General features: G+C 64.5%; 8 protein-coding genes. 5 read left to right on the top strand and 3 right to left on the bottom strand.

All coding sequences use genetic code 11. The annotated features are described in order from the left end of the window. From BMY19_RS30190 to BMY19_RS30175, 4 genes are all read left to right on the top strand, one after another. On the top strand, window positions 1–296 hold a 296-nt coding region (locus BMY19_RS30190; RefSeq protein ID WP_139215758.1), incomplete at its 5' end, for an integrase core domain-containing protein. A gap of 330 nt (window positions 297–626) precedes the next feature. Continuing rightward, window positions 627–1,106, top strand: coding sequence for a PAS domain-containing protein (locus tag BMY19_RS30185; protein WP_244435243.1), 480 nt, complete (start codon window positions 627–629; stop codon window positions 1,104–1,106). A gap of 425 nt (window positions 1,107–1,531) precedes the next feature. Then, the gene (locus BMY19_RS30180; protein ID WP_100253885.1) at window positions 1,532–2,170 is read left to right on the top strand and encodes a hemerythrin domain-containing protein; all 639 of its coding nucleotides are present in this window, start codon (window positions 1,532–1,534) and stop codon (window positions 2,168–2,170) included. Window positions 2,171–2,551: 381 nt separating this feature from the next. Continuing rightward, entirely contained in the window at window positions 2,552–2,941 is a 390-nt protein-coding gene (locus BMY19_RS30175) for a hypothetical protein (RefSeq protein WP_020096562.1), read from the top strand. Window positions 2,942–2,968: 27 nt separating this feature from the next. On the opposite strand, the gene BMY19_RS30170 is transcribed toward BMY19_RS30175, so the two are convergent. Next, window positions 2,969–3,217, bottom strand: coding sequence for a hypothetical protein (locus BMY19_RS30170; protein WP_020096563.1), 249 nt, complete (start codon window positions 3,215–3,217; stop codon window positions 2,969–2,971). Between the two features lie 575 nt (window positions 3,218–3,792). Between BMY19_RS30170 and BMY19_RS30165 the strand changes: the two genes are divergently transcribed. Continuing rightward, a complete protein-coding gene (locus BMY19_RS30165) occupies window positions 3,793–4,050 on the top strand; it encodes a hypothetical protein (protein WP_100253884.1) in 258 nt (85 codons plus the stop codon). A gap of 583 nt (window positions 4,051–4,633) precedes the next feature. On the opposite strand, the gene BMY19_RS31110 is transcribed toward BMY19_RS30165, so the two are convergent. Both BMY19_RS31110 and BMY19_RS30160 read right to left on the bottom strand, forming a co-directional pair. Next, window positions 4,634–4,798, bottom strand: a complete 165-nt coding sequence (locus BMY19_RS31110) for a hypothetical protein (RefSeq protein WP_170863088.1) — start codon at window positions 4,796–4,798, stop codon at window positions 4,634–4,636. Then, complete coding sequence (locus BMY19_RS30160; protein WP_042671961.1) at window positions 4,795–5,052, bottom strand: hypothetical protein; 258 nt, start codon at window positions 5,050–5,052, stop codon at window positions 4,795–4,797. The genes BMY19_RS31110 and BMY19_RS30160 overlap by 4 nt, the downstream gene beginning before the upstream one ends. Window positions 5,053–5,241 lie beyond the last annotated feature (189 nt).

The raw sequence follows: 5,241 nt of genomic DNA, 5'->3' as shown, positions 1-5,241 counted from the left end.
AGGCCGCCTACATCGCGCCAGGCTCACCGTGGGAGAACGGCTTTGTCGAAAGCTTCAACGCGCGATTGCGGGATGAACTCCTGAACGGCGAGATTTTCTACACCCTGAAGGAGGCACAGATCATCATCGAAAGCTGGCGTCGGCACTACAACACGATCCGCCCGCACGGTGCGCTTGGCTACAAGCCACCAGCGCCGGAGGTGTTCGTGCCAGCCACGACCGCTTGCCCGACTGCGCTCGCCCGACCGGCTCCGGCGGCCAAGCTACCCGTAGAGCAGAGGCCGACCCTGCACTAATTTTGAACTCGGACCACCTCGTGGGGGCAGGTCAGTCGGGTGTACGTCGACTGCGCCACCTGCATGCATTCATAATACCTTCCGCCCGCAGAAGTAGTGTCCATCGCGCAACAGTTGAGGATATCGCATTCGATGCGGCGTGTGGTTGTGATCTGACACCTATTACACAGATCAGGTTTAAGACTGTCCGCGGGCTCCGCAGTGTCAAAGCTCAAGCTTCTCGCTCACCAGACCTGCCCCAAGGCGTTTCAGCACGCCCTAGATGCGCTCGACGTGATTGGTAGGTGGGAGTGGAGTGCGACGACCGATCGAGCCCGTGTCGATGGGTTCGTGGCGCTGCTGTTCGGTGTCGATCCTGACGAAGCTAAGCAGGGTGTGCCGCTCTCGCTCTTCATCGACAGCATACACCCAGATGACCGCGGGCGCGTTTTCGCCCAGATCCGGAGCTGCCGCGCTGACGGCGGCACATATCTCGCCGAATACCGAGTGATATCGGCCGATGGCCAGACGCGCTGGGTCCTAGATCGAGGCCACTTCAGCATCGATCATCTCGGCCGGTCGGTAGGCGGTGCTGGCATCCTGGTGGACATAACCCAGATGCGGATGTCTGAGGACGCGTTCAGCGAAGCCGAAACCCTTTCGATGGAACGGCCGCTGGACCGGGCGGCCGAGCACGCTATCGCCGCCCAGCAGGCGATCGTGGAGTTGCAGGACGCTGAGTTGAAGGCACAGGCGGACACGCTGCTGATGGCGCTCGGACGCAGGCTCGCCCAGCAGGAGGTTCGGGAACGGCGTCGGCGGATGAACTGAGGGCTGCCATTCTGTCGCGCCAGTCCGCTCGGCCGCAGGCTGGCGCGAGCCATCTCGCCATGGCACCCCGCGGGCATGGCGACGCTTGATGATCAGACCTGTGAAGCGAAAATCAAGGGTATCTGGCGTCAGATCAGCGTCGCTGAGGCAAAGAGCGCTTACGTGATGGCGCCGAAGCGATGCCCGTCCTGCCACGGTGCGGTGGTCCTTTCGGGTTCATACGCCGAACACCGCCGCCGGAGGTTCACCCATCGCAGGGTACATACCGGCTGCGCACAGGACCCGAAGCGGTACTCTGGCACGCCATCGCCGCATCCTCAGGCGGTCATCTGAGTGGCGGCTTGAGTCGACACGAACTCGATCAGGAACGCTCAGCGGGCGCACGGTGTTCGGAGCTGGTAGTTTCACTGGCAAGGAAGACGTGCATGGACGTTTGGCAACTCATCGAGCGCGACCATGAGAACATTGGTGGCCTGATCCGTGAGATACCATACGCTCTCAACGATCCCAGAGCGGTCGGCAGCCGCGAGCAGATGCTGGCTGATCTCATGGACGAGCTTGATCTGCATGCCATCGGCCTTGGTGCCAGCTTGTATGGCCCGTTGAGCCGGGAGAGCCAGACGCGCACGCTGATCAAAGACCTGAACCGCGGCCACGCTGAGTTCAGGCGACAGCTGCAGCAGCTCGCCCGTCGCCGTAGGGCGGACTCGGCTGGCTGGCTCGACACCTTTGAGGATGTCACGTTCCTCGTGGATCAGCACCTGCATCGCCACGTGCATGAGTTGATCCCCGCAGCCCAGATGCTTTTCGCGCCCGAGGAGGTTGCCGCTGCCACACGGGCGTTCGTGCGGGCCAAAACGAACGCGCTTCAGTCGCGGCGGCGAGGCACCGTGGCGGGAGGCATGTCGAGCGAGTTCGCCCTTATCGCGACGCTCGCCGGCGTGGCCGCCGGCCTCGGCTATCTGGTCTGGAACGGCGGACGCTTTGGCCGGTCGACATCTGACCGACCGGCCGAAGCTGGGGAGCGTGTTTCCCAGCGGGCGATCCGCCCTATGCCGCGGTGAAGACGGTGGGGCATGTCGGTCGATGAGCCGCTCGCCTGAAGCGAGGCAATTCCGTCGCCCGATTTGACGATAGAAGCCCGCCCTGGTGTTCCAGGTGCGGGCTTGGTGCGACTGCGCCAACGAGGCCGCACCCTGGATTTAGGCACTGCTCTTCCGGCGCTCAGCCCCCCAGCCGATCGCAGAAGCTACCTCGACCGTTATGGTTAATAGAAGGTTGCTGACGGTCGCGGCCCTCGCCGAGGCCGCCCTCGGCGAAAGGCCCCTGGAGCGTATTGTCTTTTGGCCGCAGTGGGATCGGGGCAGCGTTTGAAACTATCCAGCTGACACCTCCGTTCTGCGATGGCGTAGCCGTCCCCGGCTGCGCGATCTCCGGAGCAGTCTGTGGCACGTACCCCGACCCTGATCCTCGCGGCTTGCCTGACGGCAGGCGCTTTCCACCCAGCGGATGCCGCGACGAAGAAGGTGCAGGTACCGAACCAGTTCGACGGCTCCTGGACGATCGTCGCCACCACGACTGAGGGCCCCTGCTCGGCCAGCACAAGCTACAACGTGCAGATCAAGGACAGCGACGCGTCGATCCCCGGGGAGGAGGTCGACATCGATGGCGGCGTCTCGGCGGCCGGCGCCGTGCAGGCCACCATCACCCAAGGCTCGAACAAGGTGCCGATCGCCGGCAGTCTGACCGCGAAGGGTAGCGGCAGCGGCACTTGGCGCACGTCGGGCGGCTTAGTGGAGTGCAGCGGGAGTTGGAGCGCGAAGCGTTCTAGCTAGGCATTCTATGACGAAGCCGCACGGCCTTCACGGAGCGGAGAGACGCTTCGTGTTCGCAGCCACGTGCTCACGGTAGCGGGCGATGACCGTTTCGGGCGAGCCGCCGAACATCAGTGTCGTCATCGCCTCGCCGGCGGCGTGAACCTTCTCAATCACCATGGACTGAGCCTCAGCCAGTCCTTCGCTACCGCCCCAGGCTAGACGAACCAACCGCAGTTCGATGACGCGCTGCGCCTCAATGGCCAGCATCAGCGATGAGAAGAAGGGATTGTACACGGCACGCTCCTGGCCGCCGGATCGCGGCAGAGCTTGAACACATCACATCGTGAGAGAGATTCGGCGCTCGGTCGCATGCCCGCCCTGCATCTCAGCCTCATCGCTCGATCTGATCAGGGGCTGACCACGCCATATCGCAAGCTCGTGATCGCCCTACCCATATCCGGCAACACGCTCGCCACAACCGGACGGCATGGTTGCCGGTATGACCTTGCCAACAGCTCAAGCCCTCGGCGTCATGGCCTGCGCCATGATCGCGTCCGCCATTTACCTGGCGTCCCTCGTACACGGCGTCAGATCGGAGGATAGCGGCCCACGCTAGGCAAGCGCGACTGCGACGGCGAGGCCGCACCGAGGCCAGGGGGGTAGGCCATAGAGCTGCTCTGCCGTCGCTCGGCCCCTCGACCGATCGCTGTCGGCAGCATGACCGCGCATAGTTAACGGCCCGTCAACGGGTGTTGCTCTGTTCGCGTCTGCCCATGACACATGGCCGGTTGATGCCGGTGTTCTCGGCCGCCCGTCTCGCTATGTTCTGCTCCCGTTCTAGATCCCGCCCGCGGATCACAGGATGGGCTATGTCGAGACGGGGCGTCTTCGTGCGGGCCGAGGAGGTCGCCTTCCTGGAGGAGGCGCGGCGCTGGCGGCAGCAATGCGTCTTGGTCCTCACGAGGGCCAAGCCGCAGGGCCCGCTCTACAACGCGACCTCGAAGGTAATCGACGCGATCGACGACGTTGCCGAGGTGGTGACCGGCGACCGGCGGACCTTCTACCAGAGGGATGCGACCATACCAGGCGAGAACCTACCGCCCGTGAAGTGGCGCACGGTGGAGTAGAGCAGCGTCGGCTCCGCCTACGTCCGTATAGAGGCTGGCCGGCTAGGCGAGCCGCGACGAGGGTGCTTACTGGGCTTCCGGTAGGGCGTGACGCGCGGGGCCCGCTCGACTGGCGCCGTGACCTCAACATCAGCGAACCGAGCATCAAACCGGCGTGCTGAGATCCACGCGACCGCGAGTCCGACAAGGCCGAAAGCGACCCCGAAGGCGGGCAGTCCGTAGCTGATCCAGAGGTTCGGGTCGGTCACGATCAATCCTCGCTGCGCAGGAAGTGGTAGGCTGCGGGAGCCACGAAGAATAGGACGAGGAAGGCCGCAGGACCAGCCCACCATGAGTGCAGGGCGGGGGATGGGCTGCCGGGCGCTTGGCCGAAGTTCGGGATGATCGTCGCCGCGGCTAGGATGCCCAGACCCACCGCGTTGGCGGTGGTGGCGAACGCTTCACCCGCTAGTTGAACCGCTTTGCTGCCAGCTTGCGCTCAGCCGCTCGAGCTTTGGCAGACTTGTTCACTCAGCCGGCGCCTTCCGTTCCCGGAACCGGATCCCGGCCCCACCGCCGTTCTCGGATATGAAAAGGTCGGCAGTCATGCCCGTAAATCTGCAGCCACCACCACGATGGCTGCTGTGAAAGCCGCGACGGAACAGTCCTCAATCGCGCACTCCAGGCCTGCAGCCTCAAGCGCGCGTTCAACACTCACGAGCACAAAGCCCACGGCGACGGCGAACATCCGGCCCTTGATGACGTTCATCCGGTCGGCTCGGTAGGCGCGTCGGCCCCTACAATGCCGAGCCACTCCAGCGCTGCTGCGCGCGAGGCGAAGGCGTGCTGCTGCCCCGTGAAGGGCGCCGGTCGCTTGGCTGGTACCGTCTCATCGAGGAGTTCGATCAGCCATCCTTGCACCGCGTCGCTGCGCCCGACCTCACGAACTAGGGACGCGACGGGGGCACCATCCAGCAGTACGTCGTAGCTGCCGGGAGCGAGCTGCTGGACGGTGTAGGTCACGACCGATCCTTGGTCCGGAAGCCCGCGAAGAAGCGCGTCAGGCCTTGTAGGTCACCGTCTGCTGAAACCTCGTCAGCGGGCGGAGAGTTCGGGTTGACCTGCCCCCACGAGGTGGTCCGAGTTCAAAATTAGTGCAGGGTCGGCCTCTGCTCTACGGGTAGCTTGGCCGCCGGAGCCGGTCGGGCGAGC

The sequence above is a fragment of the Methylobacterium sp. UNC300MFChir4.1 genome, assembly GCF_900110155.1.
In the GTDB taxonomy this organism is placed as follows: domain Bacteria; phylum Pseudomonadota; class Alphaproteobacteria; order Rhizobiales; family Beijerinckiaceae; genus Methylobacterium.
This window is presented reverse-complemented; position numbering and strand designations above follow the sequence as displayed.